Origin of the sequence: Microbacterium sp. Root280D1 (assembly GCF_001428975.1) — a bacterium.
In the GTDB taxonomy this organism is placed as follows: Bacteria; Actinomycetota; Actinomycetes; order Actinomycetales; family Microbacteriaceae; genus Microbacterium.
This window is the reverse complement of the sequence record NZ_LMJK01000003.1, coordinates 25,595-46,575: the sequence shown is the minus strand read 5'-3', so window position 1 is coordinate 46,575 and position 20,981 is coordinate 25,595. Positions and strand designations below refer to the sequence as shown.

The 20,981-nt window shown below is 68.6% G+C and carries 22 protein-coding genes; 11 read left to right on the top strand and 11 right to left on the bottom strand.

Translation table 11 applies throughout. From position 1 onward, the window contains the following. Positions 1 to 54 precede the first annotated feature (54 nt). Positions 55 to 1,521, bottom strand: a complete 1,467-nt coding sequence (locus tag ASE34_RS12640) for a carboxylesterase/lipase family protein (RefSeq protein WP_056279200.1) — start codon at positions 1,519 to 1,521, stop codon at positions 55 to 57. A gap of 124 nt (positions 1,522 to 1,645) precedes the next feature. Here ASE34_RS12640 and ASE34_RS12635 point away from each other — a divergent pair, with 124 nt between their 5' ends. Continuing rightward, positions 1,646 to 2,191 carry a hypothetical protein gene (locus ASE34_RS12635; protein WP_056279197.1) on the top strand — a complete coding sequence of 182 codons (546 nt, stop codon included), beginning with the start codon at positions 1,646 to 1,648 and terminating at the stop codon, positions 2,189 to 2,191. 51 nt (positions 2,192 to 2,242) lie between these two features. Here ASE34_RS12635 and ASE34_RS12630 read toward each other — a convergent pair whose 3' ends face one another. The 5 genes from ASE34_RS12630 to ASE34_RS12610 all read right to left on the bottom strand — a co-directional run bounded on the left by ASE34_RS12630 (position 2,243) and on the right by ASE34_RS12610 (position 6,892). Continuing rightward, entirely contained in the window at positions 2,243 to 3,208 is a 966-nt protein-coding gene (locus ASE34_RS12630; protein WP_056279195.1) for a DNA-methyltransferase, read from the bottom strand. A gap of 38 nt (positions 3,209 to 3,246) precedes the next feature. Further along, positions 3,247 to 4,296 (bottom strand): biotin/lipoate A/B protein ligase family protein, encoded by a 1,050-nt coding sequence (locus ASE34_RS12625; protein ID WP_056279192.1) that lies wholly within the window; start codon positions 4,294 to 4,296, stop codon positions 3,247 to 3,249. Positions 4,297 to 4,345: 49 nt separating this feature from the next. After that, a complete protein-coding gene (locus ASE34_RS12620) occupies positions 4,346 to 5,083 on the bottom strand; it encodes a DUF1684 domain-containing protein (RefSeq protein WP_056279190.1) in 738 nt (245 codons plus the stop codon). A 161-nt stretch (positions 5,084 to 5,244) separates the two neighbouring features. Then, positions 5,245 to 6,099, bottom strand: coding sequence for an alpha/beta fold hydrolase (locus ASE34_RS12615; RefSeq protein WP_053097778.1), 855 nt, complete (start codon positions 6,097 to 6,099; stop codon positions 5,245 to 5,247). 55 nt (positions 6,100 to 6,154) lie between these two features. Continuing rightward, a complete protein-coding gene (locus ASE34_RS12610) occupies positions 6,155 to 6,892 on the bottom strand; it encodes a copper homeostasis protein CutC (RefSeq protein WP_056279187.1) in 738 nt (245 codons plus the stop codon). An 81-nt stretch (positions 6,893 to 6,973) separates the two neighbouring features. Between ASE34_RS12610 and ASE34_RS12605 the strand changes: the two genes are divergently transcribed. The 3 genes from ASE34_RS12605 to ASE34_RS12595 all read left to right on the top strand — a co-directional run bounded on the left by ASE34_RS12605 (position 6,974) and on the right by ASE34_RS12595 (position 9,298). Continuing rightward, positions 6,974 to 7,414, top strand: coding sequence for a MarR family transcriptional regulator (locus tag ASE34_RS12605; RefSeq protein ID WP_056279186.1), 441 nt, complete (start codon positions 6,974 to 6,976; stop codon positions 7,412 to 7,414). 5 nt (positions 7,415 to 7,419) lie between these two features. Continuing rightward, entirely contained in the window at positions 7,420 to 8,766 is a 1,347-nt protein-coding gene (locus ASE34_RS12600) for an MFS transporter (protein WP_082586691.1), read from the top strand. A 91-nt stretch (positions 8,767 to 8,857) separates the two neighbouring features. Then, positions 8,858 to 9,298 carry a hypothetical protein gene (locus ASE34_RS12595; protein ID WP_056279180.1) on the top strand — a complete coding sequence of 147 codons (441 nt, stop codon included), beginning with the start codon at positions 8,858 to 8,860 and terminating at the stop codon, positions 9,296 to 9,298. Between the two features lie 70 nt (positions 9,299 to 9,368). Here the strand turns inward: ASE34_RS12595 and ASE34_RS12590 are convergent, their stop codons facing one another. Next, positions 9,369 to 9,629: a hypothetical protein gene (locus ASE34_RS12590; protein WP_056279173.1), complete on the bottom strand. Its 261-nt coding sequence runs from the start codon at positions 9,627 to 9,629 to the stop codon at positions 9,369 to 9,371. A gap of 173 nt (positions 9,630 to 9,802) precedes the next feature. Here ASE34_RS12590 and ASE34_RS12585 point away from each other — a divergent pair, with 173 nt between their 5' ends. The 5 genes from ASE34_RS12585 to ASE34_RS12565 are packed head-to-tail and all read left to right on the top strand — an operon-like array spanning position 9,803 to position 14,525. Further along, entirely contained in the window at positions 9,803 to 10,738 is a 936-nt protein-coding gene (locus ASE34_RS12585) for an iron-siderophore ABC transporter substrate-binding protein (protein ID WP_056279169.1), read from the top strand. Next, entirely contained in the window at positions 10,735 to 11,787 is a 1,053-nt protein-coding gene (locus ASE34_RS12580) for an iron chelate uptake ABC transporter family permease subunit (RefSeq protein WP_082586634.1), read from the top strand. Before ASE34_RS12585 ends, ASE34_RS12580 begins: the two co-directional genes overlap by 4 nt. Further along, complete coding sequence (locus tag ASE34_RS12575; RefSeq protein ID WP_230100900.1) at positions 11,784 to 12,848, top strand: FecCD family ABC transporter permease; 1,065 nt, start codon at positions 11,784 to 11,786, stop codon at positions 12,846 to 12,848. The genes ASE34_RS12580 and ASE34_RS12575 overlap by 4 nt, the downstream gene beginning before the upstream one ends. Further along, positions 12,841 to 13,677, top strand: a complete 837-nt coding sequence (locus ASE34_RS12570) for an ABC transporter ATP-binding protein (protein WP_056279167.1) — start codon at positions 12,841 to 12,843, stop codon at positions 13,675 to 13,677. The genes ASE34_RS12575 and ASE34_RS12570 overlap by 8 nt, the downstream gene beginning before the upstream one ends. Then, positions 13,674 to 14,525 carry a siderophore-interacting protein gene (locus ASE34_RS12565; RefSeq protein WP_056279166.1) on the top strand — a complete coding sequence of 284 codons (852 nt, stop codon included), beginning with the start codon at positions 13,674 to 13,676 and terminating at the stop codon, positions 14,523 to 14,525. The genes ASE34_RS12570 and ASE34_RS12565 overlap by 4 nt, the downstream gene beginning before the upstream one ends. A 73-nt stretch (positions 14,526 to 14,598) precedes the next feature. Here ASE34_RS12565 and nrdF read toward each other — a convergent pair whose 3' ends face one another. Genes nrdF through nrdH form a run of 4 tightly spaced genes read right to left on the bottom strand, consistent with a single transcriptional unit; the run spans position 14,599 to position 18,455 of the window. After that, positions 14,599 to 15,579, bottom strand: a complete 981-nt coding sequence (gene nrdF, locus ASE34_RS12560) for a class 1b ribonucleoside-diphosphate reductase subunit beta (protein WP_056279164.1) — start codon at positions 15,577 to 15,579, stop codon at positions 14,599 to 14,601. A 33-nt stretch (positions 15,580 to 15,612) separates the two neighbouring features. Next, positions 15,613 to 17,733 (bottom strand): class 1b ribonucleoside-diphosphate reductase subunit alpha, encoded by a 2,121-nt coding sequence (nrdE, locus tag ASE34_RS12555; RefSeq protein WP_056280194.1) that lies wholly within the window; start codon positions 17,731 to 17,733, stop codon positions 15,613 to 15,615. 20 nt (positions 17,734 to 17,753) lie between these two features. Beyond that, a complete protein-coding gene (gene nrdI, locus ASE34_RS12550) occupies positions 17,754 to 18,215 on the bottom strand; it encodes a class Ib ribonucleoside-diphosphate reductase assembly flavoprotein NrdI (protein ID WP_053097788.1) in 462 nt (153 codons plus the stop codon). 6 nt (positions 18,216 to 18,221) lie between these two features. Next, positions 18,222 to 18,455, bottom strand: a complete 234-nt coding sequence (gene nrdH / locus ASE34_RS12545) for a glutaredoxin-like protein NrdH (RefSeq protein WP_042537838.1) — start codon at positions 18,453 to 18,455, stop codon at positions 18,222 to 18,224. Between the two features lie 389 nt (positions 18,456 to 18,844). Between nrdH and ASE34_RS12540 the strand changes: the two genes are divergently transcribed. Next, positions 18,845 to 20,053: an MFS transporter gene (locus ASE34_RS12540; RefSeq protein ID WP_187250725.1), complete on the top strand. Its 1,209-nt coding sequence runs from the start codon at positions 18,845 to 18,847 to the stop codon at positions 20,051 to 20,053. Beyond that, positions 20,050 to 20,964: a sugar kinase gene (locus tag ASE34_RS12535; protein ID WP_056279160.1), complete on the top strand. Its 915-nt coding sequence runs from the start codon at positions 20,050 to 20,052 to the stop codon at positions 20,962 to 20,964. The genes ASE34_RS12540 and ASE34_RS12535 overlap by 4 nt, the downstream gene beginning before the upstream one ends. Positions 20,965 to 20,981 lie beyond the last annotated feature (17 nt).

Here is a 20,981-nt window from a genome sequence, read left to right as displayed (position 1 = left end):
CCCGCAGCCGCGCACGGGCCCGGCTCGGGCCCGGCTCGGGCCCGTCGAGGCGTGTCAGACCAGCGCACGCACCGACGCGTACGCATCGGCGACGTCGCGGGTGGGCAGGTCGTACACCCGCACCATTCCGGCATCCCCCTGGTGCTCCGGCCAGCCGGGATCACCCGTGGTGAGGAACGCGACGGCGGCACCGTGCAGCTCGTCGGCGAGTTCCTGCGGCGGATTCGGTCCGGCGAGCGCCTCCATCGAGGGGCCGTCGAGGCAGTCGAAGAAGAACGGCACGTCGAGGCAGTGCTCCGCGAAGCCGAAATGCCCCGACGGCCACGAGAACCGGTAGAGCCAGGTGGGCGCGTCGCCCCGGGCGGCTGCGATGCGGGGAACTCCGCTGCGGAACATCCGATCGGTGAGGACGCGACCGGCGAGGCGGGCCTTGCCGAGACGGGCGACGTCGGCGTTCGCGGCGAGATAGTCCGCGCGGATCGTCTTGCGCAGGCCCAGCCGGGTCAAGAGGACGCCCTGCGGCACCCAGCGCAGCGCCCTCGCGGCGCTGCCCGTGAACGCCATGGTGAACTCGTCGTCGGCTGCGCCGATCACGAGCGGCTTGTCGGCACCGACGCCGGCACGCAGAGAGTCAGGGGTCGGACGTACGAGAAGGTCGCCGTCGATCGCGGGACCGAGCGGAAGCCCCTCATCGATCATGCTGGTCATCGACGACGGACCGAGCTGGGTGGCCTTCTTCTGCAGCGCGAGCAGACGCTCTTCCGCGACCGATGAGAATCCGGCCACGGTGGGGTCGACGCTCGCCGCCGCAGCGAGCGCCCGCCCGAATGCCTCGGCTCGCGGTGCCGCGACATCGCCGAGCGCTCCCGAGATCGCATAGACGCCGTGGAACAGGTGCTGCGCCTTCTCCATGCCGAGCAGGGTCAGCACGGCGCCGCCGCCCGCGGACTGCCCGGCGATCGTCACCCGCTCGGGGTCTCCGCCGAATGCGGCGATGTTCTGCCGCACCCATTCGAGAGCGAGCAGCCAGTCGCGCACGCCACGGTTCGACGGGGCGTCCTCGATCCAGCCGAATCCGTCGAAGCCGAGCCGATACGAGATCGACACGGTGACGACGCCGTCGCGGTTGAAGTTCCGGCCGTCGTACCAGGGGCTCGCCGGAGAGCCCGCGAAGTATCCGCCGCCGTGGATCCACACCAGCACGGGAAGACCCGCCGCCGTGGGGTCGGGCGTGAAGACATTGACGTTCAGCGTCGAGTCGCCCTCGACACTCGGCTCGGGGATCAGTGTCGCCCCGGGATCGCCGCGCTGGGCGGTCGCAGCGAACTCGAGGGCGTCGAGCATGCCGTCCCAGGGCGCCTTCGGCACCGGCGCCTGGAACCGCAGGTCACCGACCGGCGCCTCCGCGAACGGGATGCCGAGGAAGGCCGCCGACCGCGGTGCGCCCCTGCCTCCGGTGGTCGGGCGCCAGCGCCCGCGAACCCGCCCCGCGGCGGTCTGCACCTCGACGTACTCGGTCATGACTCTCACACTCTCACGCCGAGACTCTCTCCCGCCGAACGGCAGCCCGGGAGGTGTCCCGTCGGCCGATCCTCGTCCCGTATGGTCCCGCCACGGACCGCGCCCGTCGCCTAGTGTCGACGTCATGGTCTACCCCCGCGCCTACTTCTCCGCGATCACGAACGAGGCCGAGTTTCTCGCCGACTACGAGCCCTCGCTCGCACGATGGGCAGACGAGGACGGATCGACCCTGCTGATGCGAGCCCTCCGCAACGCCGATCCCGCCAGCCGGGTCGCGATCGCCACGCGACTGCTCGACGACGGTGCTGATGCCGCCGCAGCGACCGAGAGCCACGTGAACGCTCTGCACGTGTTGCTGAGCGCGACAGCACACGATTTCACCGCCGAAGCGCCTCTGCTCGCCCGCCTGATCGATGAAGGTGCGGATATCAATGCCGACAGCGGCAGTCGGTGGGGCACGCCGCTGCAGACGCTCAGTCGCACGCTCAAGTTCTCCGACGAGACTCTCGCTCCGTTCTACGACGTCCTGTTCGCCCGCGCCGGTCTCGATGTGACCACCCCGAGCAGCGTGGGTCGCAGCGTCACCGAGAGCGCACAAGCCGCCATCAGACGCCGCGCCGACCTGCTCGCGCGTTGCCACGCGCACACGAGAACCCACGCACCACGCTGACGCCTGTTGCGGCAGGCGAGCATCCTTGCTGAGAGTGCTCCGCGTGCGGGACTACTCCCCGATGCGGGTCACCACGGCGTCGGGCATCCGCTCCGTCATGACGCGCACGGCCTCGGGGTTGTCGTCCACGAGCACCGAGTCGCGCCCGAGAGCCGAGGCGACGGCCCCGGTGGTGCCGCTGCCGGCGAAGAGGTCGAGCACACGGTCGCCCGGACGGCTGGACGCCCGCACGATGCGCCGCAGGATGCCCTCGGGTTTTTGCGTCGGATATCCGGTCTTCTCGCGGCCGGTCGTCGGCACGATCGTGTGCCACCACACGTCGGTGGGCAGCTTGCCTCGGGCGGCCTTCTCGGCCGTGACGAGCCCGGGAGCCATGTACGGCTCGCGATCGATGTCGTCGGAGTTGAACACGTACTCGCGGGGGTTCTTCACGTAGACGAGGATCGTGTCGTGCTTGGTGGGCCACCGACGGCGGGACTTCGCACCGTAGTCATAGGCCCAGATGAGCTCGTTCAGGAAGCAGTCGCGGCCGAAGACCGCATCGAGCATCACCTTCGCGTAGTGCGCCTCGCGGTAGTCGAGGTGCAGGTAGAGGGTGCCGTCGTCGGCCAGCAGTCGCCACGCCTCCTCGAGTCGCGGCATCAGGAAGGCGCCGTAGTCGTCGAAGCGGTCGTCGTAGGTGCGGAGCATCCCGCGCACCCGCTCATAGGCGTGGCCGTGGAAACCGTGCCGCACCTCGGCCGGCGGCGCCGCCGGTTCAGAACTCAGCACGATCGGCGTGACCGCCGCATCCGACCCGCGGGATTCCGGGAGTCCGATTCCGGACGCACCCGGTTCTTGCTGAGTCGTGAACGTGCGACGGGCGGTGACCACCTGTCGCTCCTGCGTCCGGCCCGTGTTGAACGGCGGGTCGAGGTAGACGAGCGTGAACGACGCCGACGGCAGGGTCGCCGCGACGGCGAGGTTGTCGCCCTGGATGATCGAGACGTCACCGCGGACGACTGGAGCGGGATCCACCGCCCCGGGATCAGACGAGGGGTCAGGCGCGGGGTCGGTCACGGAACCCGGTGCAGCCACGTGTCGGTGGCGAACTTCGACTCCACCAGAGCCTCGGCATCCGCGTACTCGTCGGCGCTGATCGTGCCGTCCTCCGCCGAGGTGAGCGAGCGGAAGGTGTCCTTGAAGCGCTCGATGATCTCGGCCCGCGCGAGGCCGGTCTGGCTGCGCAGCGGATCCACCCGCTTCGCGGCCGACGTCGTCCCCTTGTCGCTGAGCTTCTCACGGCCGATGCGCAGCACCTCGGTCATGGTCTGGCCGTCGATGTCGTACGACAGGGTCGCGTGGTGCAGCACTCCCCCGTTGGCGAGGCGCTTCTGCGCGGCTCCGCCGATCTTGCCCGACGAGCTGGCGATGTCGTTGAGGGGCTGATAGATCGCGTCGATGCCGAGCGAGCGCAGGGCCTGCAGCACCCAGTCGTCGAGGAAGGCATAGGAGTCGGCGAAGGTCATGCCCTGCACGAGCGACGCCGGCACGTAGAGCGAATAGGTGATGATCTGCCCCGCCGCCATGAGCATCGCGCCACCGCCCGAGATGCGGCGCACGACGTCGAAGCCGTGGCGGGCAGCACCTTCGGGGTCGACCTCGTTGCGGTACGACTGGAATGAGCCGATGACGACGGCTGACTGGTCCCACTCCCAGATGCGCAGCGTCGGACGACGGCGCCCCTCACCGACCCGAGAGGTGAGCACCTCATCGAGCGCGAGGTTCATGCGCGGCGAGACCGCCTTCTCGTGCACGATCTCCCAGTCGAAGTCGTTCCATCCCGGTGCCGTGACGAGTGCTCGACGCACGGCCGTGCCGACCGCTTCGGGAGTGAACCCGAGCAGCTGTGCACCGTCGGGCAGAGCGCCGCGCACTGCAGCGGCGATGGCCGTGGCATCCGTCTCGACCGGCAGACCGGTGACCGCCCGGTCGATGTCATCGAGTGCGGTGTCGGGTTCGAGGAAGAAGTCGCCGGCGAGCCGGAAGCGGGCGATCCTGCCGTCTTCGACCTCGAGGTCGACGACGACGAGCTTTCCTCCTGGAACCTTGTATTCACCGTGCACGGTTACAGCTTAAGGCGAGCCCGTCGCTCAGGCGCGGTGCGCCGCGGATTCAGCGCCCCAGCACGACCGCCCTCTCGCCGGCGCGGATCGGAGCCGAGAAGCGGTTGCCCGCCGGCGGCAGAGGACAGACGAACTGGTCGGAGAAGGCGCACGGAGGCAGGTATGCCCGGTTGAAGTCGATGACCACCGAGCCGTCTGATGCCGGTTCCTCGACCGGCAGGAAGCGGAACCGATAGGTCTCGGTGCCGTTGGTCCCGTCGGCGAAGACGGCGCTCAGGCCGCCCTGCGGCGCACGCGTCGCGGCCAGCGCCACCGCGACACCGTCGAGCGTGAACCGCAGCCGTCCGGCGAGGTCGGTGTCGTGCGAGCGCCCGTCGATCGAGGTCACGGTGATCGTCTCGCCCGGCGTGGGCTCGAACACCGCCGGGATCCGCCATCCCTCCCGAGGCGGATACGCGTCGATCGCGCTGAACCGCTCGCGCTCGGGGCGTCGGGGGTTGAACACCCGCAGCGCGACCTCGCCGCGCCGGTCGAACACACGCAGCTCGCGGCGTCCGAGCCGCAGCGTCTCACGGCCCCTCAGCGTGACGACCGACCCGGCCGTGCCGAGATCGCTGCCGCGGATCCCTCCGTCTCCCGTGAGCGCCCAGAGACCCGGGACCCCCTCCACGGCGGCGGGTTCGGTGATGAGCCAGTTCGTCGACTCGAGCGCGGCCGGGCCGTATTCCGCGCCGGCATAGCGCTCTCGCGCGTCGTGCCATGCACGCCACTCGTCTTCGAATCCCACCCCGCACCTCCCTCTCGCCGCGAATCTATGCGGAGGAGAGGCCGATGTGCCGGGATGACGTCACGCGGATTCACCCGCTGTAACGTCCGTTCACGGGGCGTAACACGCCGACGCGCGAGCCGCCCGGATCATGGCACGGCTCGCCCGGATCGAGGCGACGGTCAGCGAGCGGGAATGCGGGTGTCGAGCCACGACAGGATGTCGGCGCGCACCTCGTCCTGCTGCAGCTCGTTGAAGATCTCGTGACGAGCGTCGGGATACACCAGCGTCGTGATGTCGGTGAGTCCCGATCGGGTGCGGTACTCGTCGGCGAGCTTGTGCACGCTGCGCGGACCGCCGACCGGATCGTCGCGACCGACGAGCAGCAACAGCGGGATGTCGCGGCCGAGGTCCTTGCGCGGACGGCCGTAGAGCTTGGCCGCCTCGACGGGGCCGAACAGCTTCAGCAGCGGCTGGTTCGTGGTGAGCGGATCCTCGTCGAACGCCGTCCACACCGCCGGATCGCGGCTCAGCCACTCGAGGCCCGTCGCGTCGTCGGCGGCCCAGCGGGCGTTGAGCGGTGCAGCGTTGAGCGATCCGGGCGTACGCAGAGCCGAGCCCGAGAGGATCACCGCATCCCATGCCTCGGGGTGGTCGTTCACGAGCATCTGCGCGAGGAATGATCCCCACGAGTGCCCCAGCAGCACGAGGGGCAGGTCGGGGTGCTCGTCCTTGATGATGCCGGTGAGCTGCCAGATCGCCGCCTCCGCCGCACGCAGACCGCCCTTGCCGAGTCGACCGAGCTTCTCGGGTCCGCCGTGCTGACGGATGCCGGTGCGCCCGTGCCCCCGATGATCGTCGGCGTAGACGATGAATCCGGCCTCCGTGAGCGCGGCGATCAGCGCGCCGTACCGACCGGCGTGCTCGCCCACCCCGTGCAGCAGCTGCACGACTCCCCGCGCATCACCGACCGCCGGGTGTACGTCGTAGACGATGGCGATGCCGTCGGCATCCGTGAATTCGCGCGTATCGGTCACGCCCCCACCCTACTGAGAGTGCGCGACATGCGTCAGGCCGACCGCGTCGGACGCGTCAGCTCGACAGCGCGGCGATGACGCCCTGGGCGATCTCGAGGTCGGTGACCTCGTATCCTCCGACGCCGTCGGCGGCGGAGCCCATGCGCACGCCGCCGTCTTCGCTCACCGTGCGCTTCGCGGAGAAGTGCAGGGCGTCGACACCGGCGGCGGCGAGGGCGGCGGCGCTGGCGGCATCCACTCCGCTGCCCGCCATGATCTCGATCTCGCCGGCGGCCTCGGCGACGAGCGCCCGGAGCGTGTCGATGCCGTCGATCGCGACCGAGGCGCCGCCCGAGGTCAGCACGCGGCGCAGGCCCAGCGAGCGAGCGGCGACGAGCGTGGCGACGGGGTCGGGGGTCACGTCGATCGCGCGATGCAGGGTGACGGATGCCGCCCCGGCGGCGTCGCGCAGACGCCGCATGGCGGGGATGTCGAGCAGCCCCTCGTCGTCGAGGGCGCCGATCACGACACCGTCGGCTCCCGCCTCGATCGCACGTCGGACATCGTTCTCGGCGATCGCGATCTCGTCGGCGGAGTAGCGGAAGCCGCCCGCGCGAGGCCGGACGAGCACGTGCACCTCGACGCCGACGGCATGCGCGGCGTCGATCGACAGGTCGAGGGTCGCCGGCGACGGAGTGAGGCCGCCGAGCGCGAGGGCCTGGGCCAGCTCGACGCGCGCGGCGCCGACGGCTCCGGCGATGCGCACTCCGGCGGGATCCTGGACGGCGATTTCGATCGCGGGGGTTCGGGTCACCCGTCCATTGTGACCCGTGCGGCGGGTGCGTCCTGCCACCGACTTCCGATCCGGGCGTAAATTACTTAGACTGTCTAAGTAATGTCTGCGCCTGATGATTCCCTCCACCTCACCGCGACAGACCTGCGCATGGCGACGTTCCGGCTCGCACGGCGCCTGCGATGCGCTCGCGCCGTCGACGCGATGAGCGACGCGCAGCTCGCGGTGCTCGCGACGCTGCGCATGCACGGCCGCCGCACCATCAGCTCCCTGGCCGAGCGCGAGCGGGTCACCGCGCCGTCGATGACGAACATGATCAACGGGCTCGAAGAGCAGGGATTCGTGCTCCGCACTCCGGATGCCGAAGATCGCCGCCGCGTGCAGGTCGACATCACCGAGGCAGGCACCGAGATCGTGGAGCAGACCATCCGACGAAGAGACGAGCTGCTCGCCGAGATGCTCGGCGAACTGGACTTCACGGAGGACGAATTGGCGACGCTGCGCGCAGCGAGCGCCCTGATGCGAAAGGTGGTCGACCGATGAGCGCGATGTTCCGTTCCTTCTCGAACATCAACTACCGCATCTGGTTCGCCGGCGCCCTCGTCTCGAACATCGGCGGGTGGATGCAGGCGACCGCCCAGGACTGGGTCGTGCTCACCGAGCTCACCGACAACGACGCCGCGGCCATGGGCGTCACGATGGCGCTGCAGTTCGGTCCGCCGCTCGTGCTCGTGAGCCTCACCGGATGGGTCGCCGATCGCTTCGAGCGCCGCCGCATCCTGCTCGCCACCCAGAGCGCCCTGCTGATGCTCGCGATCGCCGTCGGCGTGCTGCTGCTCAACGGGGTGATGACGCTGCCGATGATGTTCTGCTTCGCTGCGGCGTTCGGTGTCGTCAACGCCTTCGACGCCCCCGCGCGGCAGGCGTTCGTCTCCGACATGGTCTCCGCCGGCGACACGTCCAACGCGGTCGCCCTCAACTCGGCATCCTTCAACCTGGCCCGCATGATCGGCCCGGCCGTCGGCGGCCTGCTGATCGTCGCGATCGGCTCGGGCTGGGTGTTCATGGCGAACGCCGTGACGTTCCTGGCGATGCTCGTCGCGCTGCTGATGCTGCGCACCGGCCAGCTCGCACCGCGCCTGAAGAACCGCCGCCCCGGCGGACTCGCCGAGGGCTTCCGCTATGTGTGGGGGCGCAGCGATCTGCGCGTCGTGTTCGTGACGGTGTTCCTGATCGGCGCCTTCGGCATGAACTTCCCCATCTTCGCCTCGACCATGGCGATCGAGTTCGGGGCGGGCGCCGACGGGTACGGAGTGCTGAGCTCGGTGCTCGCGATCGGCTCGCTCGCCGGTGCGCTCCTGGCTGCCCGGCGTGACCGAGCCAGGGTGCGTGTCGTGATCTTGGCTGCCGGGGGATTCGGCGTCGCGGCGTTCGTCTCCGCATCCATGCCCACGTATCTGACGTACGCGATCACGCTGACGTTCACCGGGTTCATGATCGTGACTCTGCTGACGACCGCCAACGGCTACGTGCAGATGACCACGGCACCTGCCCTGCGCGGCCGCGTGCTCGCGCTGTACATGGCCGTGATCATGGGCTCGACGCCGGTCGGCGCCCCGATCGCCGGGTGGGTGGCCGACACCTTCGGGCCGCGCACGGCGATCATGCTCGGCGGCACCGCCGGTTTCGTCGCGTGCGCGATCGGCGCCATCTGGGTCTTCACCTCCGGACGACTGCACCGCTCCGAGGGCAGCCGATTCCTCATGACGCTCGACGAGACGCGACCGCTGAACATCGTCGACGAGGCCGAGATCCTCGAGAAGAAGGCCGAACCGGTCGAGTTCAGCGACGAGGCAGCCGTCACCACGCCGATCCGCACCTCGAAGAAGGACTGACCGCGTTCTGACCGGGCATCGCGGGCGGAACGCGTGAGACCGGTTTGTCAATGCCCTCCACGCGCAGGCGGGGTGGACGTACCGTCACGTCATGGACCAGAACACAGGACGCACCCCGCACCCCGAGCAGCCCGCAGAAGGCTCCCCCGACGTGATCCCCGAGCACAACACCGCTCCTGACGGCCAGTCGACGGCAGACGCCGGGCGTCAGCCCGACGAGCTCGACGGAAACGCCCAGGGCTCCACTCAGGGCGGCGCGATCCAGGGCGACAGCTCGCACGGCGACTCGCCGCGCGGTGCCATCCAGGGTGACGCCGACGAGGAGAACGCACAGGGCGCTGCCCAGGGCGGCGCCATCCAGGGCGACAGCTCGCACGGCGAATCACCCCGCGGCGCCATCCAGGGCGACGCCAGCCCCGACCGCGACGCGGCCATCGGCGGCGACGAGAACACCGAAGACCAGCTGACGGCCGACAACGAGGTCGAGCAGGACACCCTGCGCACGCTGGACCCGAACGACACCCCGGCCTGAACGCGCGGGAACGACGAAGGGGGCGGATGCCGCAGCATCCGCCCCCTTCGTGCGCCGTCTGACAGGGCGTTCAGCGAATCGTCCCGGCCCGCACGAGCAACCGCCGCACGCCGATCACGCCTGACGCCACCGCCAGTTCGCCGACGATGCGCGCGCCGAACGTCGCCGTCAGCACGCCAGGCACCAAGTGCTCGGGGGAGAACACCGGCAAGGCGACGAGGAACAGCACGACGCCGGCGACCGCAGCGGCAAGGAGGATGCGGCGTGCGCTCGCCCTCGTTCCCCGCTGGAGCGGCAGGACCAGATCGAGCGCGATGGCGGCGCAGACCATCGGCACCGCCGCGATCGGACCGATCGGGGAGATTCACCCCCTGTTTTCACCCCTTGCTCGGAACGGTGGGGCGTCATGGCGCACGGCACCAGTGACCAAACTGTTAGGGTTGCCTAACCAACATCGATCTGGTCGGTGTCGTTCCCCTCCCCGGTCCCGAAAGGTCATTCACCATGCCCTCCAGCCTCCGTCTTCGCGCCGTCACGGCCTTGGCCGCCTCAGGATGCGCACTGCTTCTGCTCGCCGGCTGCGCCGCTGAGCCGACCGCCGTCACCGATGCGGCGGGGGAATCCGCCGGCACCCACGACGTCGAGCATGCCCGCGGCACCACCGCGGTCCCCGACGAGCCGCAGCGCGTGGTGACCCTCGAACCGCTCGAGCTCGACACCGCCGTCGCGGTCGGCATCGAGCCGGTCGGCGCTGCGGTCGCGAGCAACGTCGCAGGAGCACCGGCATACCTCGGCGCCGACGACGTCGAGCCCGTGGGCACTGTTCCCGAACCCGACCTCGAGGCCATCGCCGCGCTCGAGCCCGATCTGATCCTCGGAACCGAGGCCCGGCACTCCGAGCTCTACGAGCAGCTCTCGGCGATCGCCCCGACCGTGTTCATCGAGACCCAGGCCGACCCGTGGCGAGACAACGCCATGCTCATCGGCGAAGCGCTGGGCCGCGAGGCCGAGGTCGCCGATCTGCTCTCGGCCGTCGACGACCGGTGCGAGTCGCTGGCCGGCGAGTATGCGATCGACGGCGAGAGCGTGCAGCTGATCCGCCCCCGCGACGAGACGACCCTGAGCCTCTACGGACCGGTGTCGTTCTCGGGCAGCCTCCTCGAGTGCGCCGGGTTCACGATCCCCGCGCAGGAGTGGGCCGATGGGCTGCAGGCAGACATCTCGCCCGAGAACATCGTCTCGGCGGCAGCGGACCATGTGTTCGTCACCGTGACCGACGTCGACGCGGCCTCGGAGATCCCCACCGCGATCACGCAGAACGCCGCAGACTTCCCCTCGGTCACCCCTGTCGACACGAGCTACTGGGTCTCAGGAGTCGGGCCGAAGGGCGCACAGGCCGTGCTCGATGACATCGAGGCGTACCTCGAAGAGAGCCGGTGACGACTCTCACCCCGGTCGAGACGTCGGGGGCTCCGCACGCGCGGATCCCCCGACGCGGCCGTCGTGCGGTCGTCGGTGCGATCGTCCTTCTTGCTGCGCTCGCGGCCGCCGTCGTCCTCTCCCTCGCGATCGGCGCGAATCCCCTCTCCCCCGAAGCGGTCTGGACGACCCTGCGGGGCGCGGGCACGACCGAGATGGATTACATCGTGCTCGAGTTGCGCATACCTCGCACCGTCACGGGGCTCGTCGCCGGTGCGGCGCTGGGCGTGGCCGGCGCTCTCATCCAGGCCTTCACCCGCAATCCGCTCGCCGACCCGGGCATCCTCGGCGTGAACGCCGGCGCCGCGCTCGCGGTCGCCCTCGGGGTGAGCCTGCTCGGCCTGCGCGACGTGTCGCAGTTCGTCTGGCTCGCCTTCCTCGGCGCCCTCATCGTCACGGTGGCCGTCTACCTGATCGGCTCGGCGGGACGCGGCTCCGCTGACCCGCTCCGCCTCACGCTCGCCGGGGTCGCACTCGGAGCCGTGCTCTCCGGCATCACGACGGGCATCTCCCTCAGCGATCCGGAAGCCTTCGACTCGATGCGCAGCTGGAACGCCGGAACGCTGCTCGGACGTGGTTTCGACGTCATCATTCCCGTCCTCCCGTTCGTCGCTGTCGGAGTCGCACTCGCAGTGCTGCTCGGTCCCGGCCTGAACGCCATCGGCCTCGGCGAAGACGTCGCTCGGGCACAGGGCGCGAATGTCGCAGGCATCCGCGTCGGGGTCATCATCGCCGTCACCCTTCTCGCGGGCGCGGCGACCGCCCTCGCCGGCCCGATCTCGTTCATCGGGCTGATGGTGCCGCACGTGATCCGCTGGACGTTCGGCGTCGACCAGCGAGTGATCCTGCCGCTCTCCGCCGTGCTGGCACCGGTGATCCTGCTTCTCGCCGACGTCCTCGGCCGGGTCATCATCGCCCCGGCGGAAGTGCCTGTCGGAATCGTCGCGGCATTCGTCGGAGCGCCGGTGCTGATCGTGCTGGCGCGACGACGCCAGGTGAGTGCCCTGTGAGCGCGTCGATCGCCTCGGCGCTCACGGACGCCACCCGCTCCAGGATGATCCTGCACCTGGGGCCGCTGCGGATGCCGGTTCGCCGGCGCAGCATCGTCGTCGGCGTCGCTGCAGCGGCCACTCTGATCGTTCTGGGCATCCTGGCGCTGGGGCTGGGGAGCTATCCCCTCACTCCCCAGGAGGTCGTGCAGACGCTGCTCGGCGGGGGCGACGCCCTGCACCGCACGGTCGTGATCGACTGGCGCCTGCCACGCGCGATCGCGGCGATCACCGTCGGTGCGCTCCTCGGCATCGCCGGCGCGCTCTTCCAGACCGTCACGAGGAATCCGCTCGCGAGCCCCGACATCCTCGGCCTGTCCAACGGCGCGTTCACGGGCATGCTGATCGCGCTGGTGCTGGTCTCGGGGAGCTGGCCCGTGCTCACCGCCGGGTCTCTCATCGGCGGGTTCGCGACAGCCGTGGTGATCTGGCTGTTGTCGGCACGAGGCGGTGTGCACGGCTTCCGCCTCATCGTCGTGGGCATCGGAGTCTCGGCGATCCTCGCCTCTCTCAACACCTGGCTGCTCCTGCAGATCGAGCTCGAGACCGCGATGTTCGCGTCTGCCTGGGGCACTGGATCACTGAACGGCGTCACCGCAGGCCCGCTCGCGGGCGCGCTCCTGTGCGCCCTGCCGTTCGCCGTCGCAGCGCTTCTCCTGGTGCCGCGACTGCGCCAGCTCGAGCTGGGCGACGACACGGCCGCAGCCACAGGGGCTCGGCCGGGGCGGATCCGGGTCGTGGCGCTGCTCATCGGCGTCGCACTCGTCGCCGCCGCGACGACCGTCGCCGGCCCCGTGGCGTTCGTCGCGCTCGCTGCACCGCAGATCGCGCGCCTCGTGGCCCGCACCCCGCACCTCTCGCTGATGCTGTCGGCGCTGTTCGGAGGAGTCCTCCTGCTCGGTGCCGACCTCATCGCCCAGCACATGCTGCCGACTGCTCTGCCTGTCGGCGTCGTGACCGTGTCGGTCGGCGGCGCCTACCTCGTCCTGATGATCATCCTGGAGATCCGCCGCCGTGCTTGAGAACTCGACCTCGCCCGACCCCAGCGCCGCCTCGAGCCTCAGAGCCGAGAGCATCACGCTCACATACGACCGCACCGAGATCGTCCGCGAACTCTCCGTGGCTGTGCCCGCAGGAGGCTTCACGGTGATCATCGGGCCGAACGCGTGCGGCAAGTCCACCCTGCTGCGCGGCCTGTCGCGCCTGCTGCCTCCCTCGAGCGGGCGCGTCGTGCTCGACGGCCGGTCGATCAGCGAGTACCCGGCGAAGGAGGTGGCCCGCCGGCTGGGGCTGCTTCCTCAGAGTGCGACAGCGCCGGACGGCATCACCGTGGCCGACCTGGTCGCCCGCGGACGCTACCCGCACCAGAGTCTGATGCGCCAATGGTCGGATGCCGATGAGAGTGCTGTGCGGCACGCTCTCGACGCGACAGGAACAGCAGATCTCGCGTCACGCCCCGTCGATGCTCTGTCCGGTGGGCAGCGCCAGCGCGTCTGGGTGGCGATGGTGCTCGCGCAGGAGACGGATCTGCTGCTGCTCGACGAGCCGACCACTTTCCTCGACGTGGCCCACCAGGTGGATCTCATGGAGCTGCTCGCGCATCTCAATACGCAGGGACGCACACTCGTCGCCGTTCTGCACGACCTCAATCACGCCGCACGCTACGCGAGCCACATCATCGCGATGCGCGAGGGCCGCATCGTCGCTCAAGGCCCACCCCGCGAGGTCATCACGAGCGAACGAGTGCAGCAGGTGTTCGGCCTGGCGAACGTCGTGATCGATGATCCCGTCACCGGAGGACCGCTGGTGGTGCCGCTGCGCGGCTCGACTCCTGCGGGAGTGCGGTCGTGACCGCCGAGCGCCCATGGGCCTACAGCGCTTTCCCGGTGGAGGTTCGCGCACGCGTGATGCTCAGCCCGCATTTCGTCAGGCTGACCCTGGGCGGTGAGAGTCTGCGGAACTTCGCCGACTGGGGCATGGATCAGCGCATCAAGGTCGTCCTGCCGCTGGCCGACGGAGGCATCGCCGACTTCGGACTGCTCGACGAGCCGACACCGCATCCCTCCGACTGGTACACACGGTGGCGCGCCCTCCCTGAAGACGAACGCAACGTGCTGCGCACCTACACCCCCGCCGCGATCAGAGCCGAGGACCGCGAGATCGACATCGACTTCTTCCTCCACGAGCCCGCCGGGCCCGCCTCTGCATGGGCGGCCGCGGCGTCCCCGGGTGACCGCCTCGTCGTCAACGGTCCCGACGCGCGGATGGGGTGGACCGGGTACGGACTGCACTGGCATCCCGGCGATGCGGGGCGGTTCTTGATCATCGCCGACGAGACGGCATTCCCGGCTGTGCGCGGCATCCTCGACTCCCTCGGGCCGGACGCGCGCGCCGAGGTCATCCTCGAATGCGGTCACCCCGCCGATGATCTCATCTCGCCGGCTGCCCCCGACACCGCGCGCGTGCATCGCGTGCTGCGCGACGCCCCGGATTCGACGGCGATCGAACGGGCGGTGCACGCCTGGGGCGCCACCCACGGTGCGTCCGCCCGCGAGGACACCGCCTTCTACGCGTGGATCGCGGGTGAGTCCGGCATGACCACCGGTATTCGCCGGTATCTGACCTCCGACCTCGGCATTTCGAAGGAACGGGTCTCCTTCCTCGGCTACTGGCGTCGAGGTGGGCCACTCGTCGGGTGATCCGCGCAGCGGAACACGACGAAGGGGGCGGATGCCGCAGCATCCGCCCCCTTCGTGTCGTTCAGCAGGTGACTCAGAAGTCCCAGTCGTCGTCTTCCGTCGCCTCGGCCTTGCCGATGACGTACGACGATCCCGATCCCGAGAAGAAGTCGTGGTTCTCGTCGGCGTTCGGCGAGAGCGCGGACAGGATCGCCGGGTTCACGTTCGTGACGGTCGAGGGGAACATCGCTTCGTAGCCGAGGTTCATCAGCGCCTTGTTGGCGTTGTAGTGCAGGAACTTCTTGACGTCCTCGGTCAGGCCGACGCCGTCGTAGAGGTCCTGCGTGTACTGCACCTCGTTGTCGTAGAGCTCGAACAGCAGGTTGAAGGTGTAGTCCTTCAGCTCCTGGCGGCGCTCCTCGGTCTCCTTCTCGAGACCCTTCTGGAACTTGTAGCCGATGTAGTACCCGTGCACGGCCTCGTCACGGATGATGAGGCGGATCAGGTCGGCCGTGTTCGTGAGCTTCGCCTTCGACGACCAGTAGATCGGCAGGTAGAAGCCCGAGTAGAACAGGAACGACTCGAGCAGCGTCGAGGCGACCTTGCGCTTGAGCGGGTCGTCGCCCTGGTAGTAGTCCATGATGATCTGAGCCTTCTTCTGAAGGTTCGGGTTCTCGGTGGACCAGCGGAACGCCTCATCGATCTCCTTCGTCGACGCGAGCGTCGAGAAGATCGAGGAGTAGCTCTTCGCATGCACCGACTCCATGAACGCGATGTTCGTGTACACGGCCTCTTCGTGAGGCGTGATCGCGTCGGGGATCAGCGAGACGGCGCCGACGGTGCCCTGGATCGTGTCGAGCAGCGTCAGACCGGTGAACACGCGCATGGTGAGCAGCTGCTCATCGGGCGTGAGCGTGTTCCACGACTGGACGTCGTTCGACAGCGGCACCTTCTCCGGCAGCCAGAAGTTGTTCACCAGGCGGTTCCAGACCTCGAGGTCCTTGTCGTCCTGGATGCGGTTCCAGTTGATCGCCTGAACGCTGTCGACCAGCTTGAGCGGGGGGTGAGGAGTCATGATTCTTCGTCGTTTCTCGTGTTCAGGGCCGGATCAGAGCATGCACGAGACGCACTCGGTCATGTCGGTGCCCTCGAGCGCCATCTGACGCAGACGGATGTAGTAGATCGTCTTGATGCCCTTGCGCCATGCGTAGATCTGAGCCTTGTTGATGTCACGCGTCGTGGCGGTGTCCTTGAAGAACAGCGTCAGCGACAGGCCCTGGTCGACGTGCTGGGTGGCGGCGGCGTAGGTGTCGATGACCTTCTCGTAGCCGATCTCGTACGCGTCCTGGTAGTACTCCAGGTTGTCGTTCGTCATGAACGGCGCCGGGTAGTAGACGCGGCCGAGCTTGCCTTCCTTGCGGATCTCGATCTTCGACGCGATCGGGTGGATCGACGACGTCGAGTTGTTGATGTACGAGATCGAGCCGGTCGGGGGCACCGCCTGCAGGTTCTGGTTGTAGATGCCGTGCTCCTGGATCGACGCCTTCAGCGCCACCCAGTCCTCCTGCGTCGGGATGTGCTTGCCCGCGAAGAGCTCCTTGACCTTCTCGGTCTCGGGAACCCAGGCGCGCTCGATGTACTTGTCGAAGAACTCCCCCGACGCGTAGGTCGAGTCCTCGAAGCCGTCGAAGGCCTGCTTGCGCTCGATCGCGATGTTGTTCGAGGCGCGCAGCGCGTGGAACAGCACCGTGTAGAAGTAGATGTTCGTGAAGTCGATGCCCTCTTCGGAGCCGTAGTGCACGTGCTCGCGGGCGAGGTAGCCGTGCAGGTTCATCTGGCCGAGGCCGATCGCGTGCGAACGGTCGTTGCCGTCCTCGATCGAGCGGACCGAGCGGATGTGGCTCTGGTCGCTCACCGCGCTCAGCGCACGGATCGCGGTCTCGACCGTCTGGCCCAGGTCATCGGCATCCATCGACAGCGCGATGTTCATCGAGCCGAGGTTGCAGGAGATGTCCTTGCCGATCTGGTCGTACGACAGGTCGTCGTTGTACGTGGTCGGCGTGTTCACCTGCAGGATCTCGCTGCAGAGGTTGGACATGTTGATGCGGCCCTTGATCGGGTTGGCCTTGTTCACCGTGTCCTCGAACATGATGTACGGGTAGCCCGACTCGAACTGGATCTCGGCGATCGTCTGGAAGAACTCGCGCGCGTTGATCTTCGTCTTCTTGATGCGCGGGTCGTCGACCATCTCGCGGTACTTCTCGGTGACCGAGATGTCGCCGAAGGGGACGCCGTAGACCTTCTCGACGTCGTACGGCGAGAAGAGGTACATGTCCTCGCCGTTCTTCGCCAGCTCGAACGTGATGTCGGGCACGACGACGCCGAGCGACAGCGTCTTGATGCGGATCTTCTCGTCGGCGTTCTCACGCTTGGTGTCGAGGAAGCGCATGATGTCGGGGTGGTGTGCGTTGAGGTACACCGCGCCGGCACCCTGACGCGCACCGAGCTGGTTGGCGTAGCTGAAGCTGTCTTCGAGGAGCTTCATCACGGGGATGATGCCCGAGGACTGGTTCTCGATCTGCTTGATCGGCGCACCGGCCTCACGGATGTTCGAGAGCAGGAGCGCCACTCCGCCGCCGCGCTTGGAGAGCTGGAGGGCGGAGTTGATGCCGCGGGCGATCGACTCCATGTTGTCCTCGATGCGCAGCAGGAAGCAGCTGACGAGTTCGCCGCGCTGGGCCTTGCCCGAGTTGAGGAAGGTCGGGGTCGCGGGCTGGAAGCGGCCGGAGATGATCTCCTCGACCAGTGCGACGGCGAGCTGCTCGTCGCCGCCGGCGAGGCCGAGGGCCGTCATCACGACGCGGTCCTCGAAGCGCTCGAGGTAGCGCTTGCCGTCGAACGTCTTGAGCGTGTAGCTCGTGTAGTACTTGAAGGCGCCGAGGAACGTCTCGAAGCGGAACTTCTTGCCGTAGGCGAGGTCATTGAGCTTCTGGATGAACTCGAGCGAGTACTGCTCGATCACGGCCGGCTCGTAGTACTCCTTCTCGACGAGGTAGTCGAGGCGCTCCTTGAGCGAGTGGAAGAACACCGTGTTCTGGTTGACGTGCTGCAGGAAGTACTCGCGCGCCGCCCGCTTGTCGGCGTCGAACTGGATCTTGCCGTTCGCGTCGTACAGGTTCAGCATCGCGTTGAGGGCGTGATAGTCCAGGCCCTCGTAGGTCGGGTTCATCTTGAACGCCACCGTATCCGTCACTGAGTCGGCTCCTGCCTGCTCGTCAACTGCGGTACCCACCGTCGCTCCAATCCGTCGCTCACGCGATCTACATCGTCTTGTGTGCCGAAGATCTCGAGCCGATACAAGTGAGGCACGTTGCACTTGCGGCTGATGATGTCACCGGCGAGACAGAACGAGTCGCCGAAGTTGGTGTTGCCCGCCGAGATGACTCCGCGGATGTGACGCCGGTTGCGCTCGTCGTTGAGGAACCGGATGACCTGCTTGGGCACCGCGCCTCGTTCGACGCCGCGCCCCTCACCCCCGCCATAGGTGGGGGTGACCAGCACGAAGGGCTCGTCGACGACGAGTTCTTCCTGCTGTCGGAGAAGGGGAATGCGTCGGGCCGGGAGCCCGAGCTTCTCGACGAAGCGCGCGGTGTTACCCGAGGCGCTCGAGAAGTAGACCAGGAGCGGCGCGGCGGTCGCGACGGCGCTCATGGCGGATCACGCCAGACGCGAGGCGAGCTCGTCGATCTTGTCGGGGCGGAAGCCCGACCAATGACCCTCGTCGGTGACGACGACGGGTGCCTGCATGTAGCCGAGCGCCTTGACCTGCTCGAGCGCCGTGGCGTCCTCCGACAGGTCGAGGATCTCGTACTCGATGCCCTTGGCGTCGAGCGCGCGGTAGGTGGCGTTGCACTGAACGCAGGACGGCTTCGTGTAGACCGTGATCGACATCTTTTCGCTTCCCCTCACATCTCTGGCCTGCATCTGAATCAGGCTGTTTTCCGGTAGACCCTCACCGGGATCTCAATACTACATATAGGTACGGACATTCAGGGTGACCACTAGGGGTAGTAGTTACATACGTGTAGTTTTCCACCGCTCTCCACTGTTACAACACAGGTTCTCCACCGTTTCTTCCACAGGCACAGCCCCCTTGACAGTGCCTCCGAACCGCGAGAAATCGCGGCTGGGAACGACCTGTGAGAGATCCATCCACAGGGGGGACGATACGGCCGACCTCGGACATCGGATTTTCTGTGGAAACTCGGTTTGGGCGTGTCGCGGCGTGTCGCGGAGGAGCCGCTTGGACCCGCGTCCGCGCCTCCCGGTAGCGTTGACCCGTGGCGGGATATCGGGACCTTCTTCGCACGCCCGGAGTGGCGCGCATGATCGCTGCACAGCTGACCGCTCGCTTCCCCAACGGGATGACCTCGCTCGCGATCCTGCTGCACGTCGAGCAGCAGACCGGGTCATACGGCTCGGCGGGCCTCGTGCTCGCCGCGACGAGCGTCGGGCAGGCCGTCGCCGGCCCGATCACGAGTCGGTGGATGGGCGCCTGGGGCATGCGCCGCGTGCTCACCCTGACGCTCAGCGTCTGCGTCGTCGCCGTGCTGGGGCTCGCGCTCCTCCCCCTCAGCATCCCCGGCTACATGATCCTGGGCATGATCGCCGGTCTCTCGACCCCGCCGGTGCAGGCCGCCGTGCGCACCATCTATCCGAAGCTCGTGAACTCGAAGCAGCTCACTCCGCTGTTCTCCCTCGATGCCTCGCTGCAGGAGATCATCTGGGTCATCGCGCCCGTCGTGATCACCCTCGTCTCGACCCAGGTCGGCACCGCCGAGGGTCTCCTGCTCGTCGCCGTCGTGCTGGTGGGCGGCGGGGCGTGGTTCATCCTCTCGCCCGAGGTCGGTCGCGTGCGCATCCCCCGCAGCCGCAACGCCCTCGGCAAGGTCGTCCTCAAGCCGCCCGTGCTGCTCGCCACCGTCATCGGGTTCCTCCTCATCGGCGCCTGCTCCGCCGTCGAGGTCGGCGTCGTCGCCACGTTCGAGCACGGCAGCCTCGCCGCCGGCCTCGTGCTCGCCGTCTTCTCGGTCGGCAGCCTCGCCGGCGGACTCGCGTTCGGACACATCCCCATCGGCCCCTGGGCGATGGCCCGCCGTCTCGCGATCGTCACCGTCGGCCTGGCGCTCACCATGTTCTCCCTCAACGTGTTCTGGCTCGGCGGCACGCTGGTCCTCGCCGGCATCGGCATCGCGCCGGCCCTCGCCGTGCTGTTCGCCATCACGACCGCGAGCGTGAAGTTCAGCGAGACCGCCGAGGCGTTCGGCTGGGCGGGCACGGGACAGCTCATCGGTGCCGCGGCGGGCTCGGCGGTCGCCGGCTTCCTGGTCGACGCGACGGATCCGCGCGGCGCCTACCTCGCCGCGACGCTGTTCGCCGCAGCCGGCCTCGTCGTCTCGATCGTCTTCGTCCGCTCCTTCCCCGACCTGCGCCATCGCGACGCGAGTCCCCACCCCGACACCGAACCTCTGGCGGTCACCCCTTCATGAGCTCTGCCCCCTCCCCCGCATCCGCCGCCCCCGAGGTCGTCTGCATCGGCGAGTCCATGGGACTCGTCACCGCTCTCGGAGCCCCGCTCGCCGAGACCGAGACGGCTGCGCTCGGTCTGGCGGGAGCCGAGGGAAACGTCGCGGTCGGGCTCGTGTCGGCAGGGCACCGCGCCGCGTGGGCCTCACGCCTCGGTGACGACCCGATCGGCGTGCGCATCTCGACCGAGCTCGAGCGGCGCGGCGTCGACCTCTGGGTGACGACGGATGCGGATGCTCCCACCGGCGTCATGTTCAAGGACCCCGGCGTGGAGTCGTCGTCGGTCTACTACTACCGGCGCGGTTCGGCCGCCTCGCTGATGGCACCGGGGTTCCTCGACGCCGCCCAGCTCGCCGGCGTCCGCATCGTGCACACCACGGGCATCACCCCGGCGCTCTCGCCGTCCTGCCGCGCGATGGTCGATCAGCTGTTCGTCGACGCTCGCGCCGTCGGCGCCCTCGTGTCCTTCGACGTCAATGATCGCCGCGCACTGTGGACGATGCAGGATGCCGCCGACACCCTCGCCCGCCTCGCTGACGGCGCCGACATCGCCTTCGTCGGACGCGACGAGGCCGAGCGCATCTGGGGCACCGCGACCGCCGCCGAGATCCGCACCCGTCTGCCGCACTGCGGGCTGCTCATCGTCAAGGACGGCGACGTCGGGGCGACCGCGTTCCTCGGCGACGACGAGCCGGTGTTCGTGCCCGCTCCCCGTGTCGAGGTCGTCGAGCCGGTCGGCGCCGGAGACGCGTTCGCGGCCGGGTTCCTCGCCGCGTCCCTCGACGGCGCAGATCTGTCGGCACGGCTGTCCGCGGGCCACACCGCCGCGGCCCGCGTGCTGACGACGCACGGCGACCTGCCGCCCCTCGACTGAACTCCGCAGGCCTCACC